Annotated in this window: 2 protein-coding genes; both read right to left on the bottom strand. The window is 48.0% G+C overall.

What is annotated here, in order from left to right; translation table 11 throughout:
• The coding region (fieF, locus tag R8O70_RS24990; protein WP_318184438.1) for a CDF family cation-efflux transporter FieF at window positions 1-857 on the bottom strand (857 nt) is incomplete at its 3' end.
• 115 nt (window positions 858-972) lie between these two features.
• Window positions 973-1,485 carry a CpxP family protein gene (locus tag R8O70_RS24985; protein ID WP_005487153.1) on the bottom strand — a complete coding sequence of 171 codons (513 nt, stop codon included), beginning with the start codon at window positions 1,483-1,485 and terminating at the stop codon, window positions 973-975.
• Window positions 1,486-1,598 lie beyond the last annotated feature (113 nt).

Here is a 1,598-nt window from a genome sequence, read left to right as displayed (position 1 = left end):
GGATCTTGATGGATCAATACATCCGCCTCTGGGAACAATGCCAACAAATTATCTTCCACTTTATCGGCGATATAATGCGCCTCAATTAAACGCAAGTTGTCATCCAATTCCAAATGCAATTGAATAAAACGTGTTGGACCAGACATACGGGTACGCAACTGATGTACGCCCAGCACGCCTTTCACGCTCAAACAAGCTTGGTTAATTTGCTCAAGCTCTTCATCGGGCAGCTTTCTGTCGAGCAACGTTTGAATCGCTTCGCTGACCATTTTGAAGGCGCTGTAAAGAATGAAGATACCAATGCCAATCGCGAAGACCGCATCCGCTTGCGTTACACCAAAGTAGCTGAGCCCAAGCGCGACCATGATCGCCCCGTTCATGTATAAATCCGTTTGGTAGTGCAACGAATCTGCCGCGATTGCTTGGCTGCCCGTGATGCGCACCACGCGTTTCTGGAACATGACCAAACCAAACGTCACCATCATCGCAAACAAGGAGACATACACACCCAGCTCCGGCGCGTTCAGCTCGTGTGGCCTGAAGAAACGATCGATACCGTTTAGGATCAAAAATACCGCAGAGCCGGAGATAAACATCGCCTGTGCCAACGCAGCGAGAGACTCGGCCTTACCATGCCCAAAAGTGTGTTCTCTGTCGGCTGGTTGCAGCGAATAGCGAACCACCACCAAATTCACCACTGAAGCGGCGATGTCCAGCATCGAATCAATAAGCGATGCCAATAGGCTGACCGATCCCGTCACCCACCATGTGATGACTTTTACAATGAGAAGAAGCGTCGCCACTATGGTTGCTGTCCAAGCTGCCGTCGTGACTAAGCGTGCATATTGCTGTTTCATAATCAAAGAGTTAACTCAAACCGTATTTTGAGTATACGTTGAATGCGCGTGAAATCGCCAGATCAAAAAGAGGCAACCTGTGGCTGCCTCTTCATATATATCATCGGATCATGACTTAATTATTGCGGTGTTTTCCCATGCGTTGTTGCATTTGGTCACCACATTCTTGCATGCGCTCGTTTTGCAGTTTTACAAATTCAGCTTTTTGCTCTGGAGTCAGCACGCTCAACATTTGGTGTTTTCTCTCCAGCATTTTCACGCGGTGCTCAGTTTGGCGCTCAACCATCTCTTTCGCTAGAGCAGTGGCTTGCGCTTCATCGAACGTATCCGCTAGCAATAGAGACTGCATTTTCGCGTGATGCGCTTGGCGCTCTGCCATGCGTGCTTCGCGGTTTTGTGAATATTTGCCTTTCATTTCCGCGCGGTTTGCATCACGGAAAGATTGCAGTTGGTCTTTTTGTGCATCAGTTAAGTTCAAATCGCGCATGATGCCACGGTCCATACCCATACCACATTCATCACGTGGGCCTTTGTGGTGATCTTTACCGCCAAATGCGAATGCACTCGCAGTGCCTAAAGTTAGAGGTAGAACAACAGCAGCTAACACAAGTTTTTTTGCAGATTTCATAATTCGATTCCTTACACAAGTGAGTGATTCTTCTGGGCTGTTCTCACAGCGCTTGAGTATAGAATACGACCCGCTAGGTAAAGCGACGTATAGGGAGCGTAAAGAATCGTAAA

Source organism: Vibrio sp. 779(2023), from assembly GCF_033344285.1.
GTDB lineage: Bacteria > Pseudomonadota > Gammaproteobacteria > Enterobacterales > Vibrionaceae > Vibrio > Vibrio alginolyticus.
The sequence above is the reverse complement of the archived record's forward strand: the minus strand, read 5'-3'. Positions and strand labels throughout refer to the sequence as shown.

Bases quoted from the DNA above. Each gene is read 5' to 3' on its own strand.
- R8O70_RS24985 (WP_005487153.1), bottom strand. From the start codon at position 1,485: ATGAAATCTGCAAAAAAACTTGTGTTAGCTGCTGTTGTTCTACCTCTA.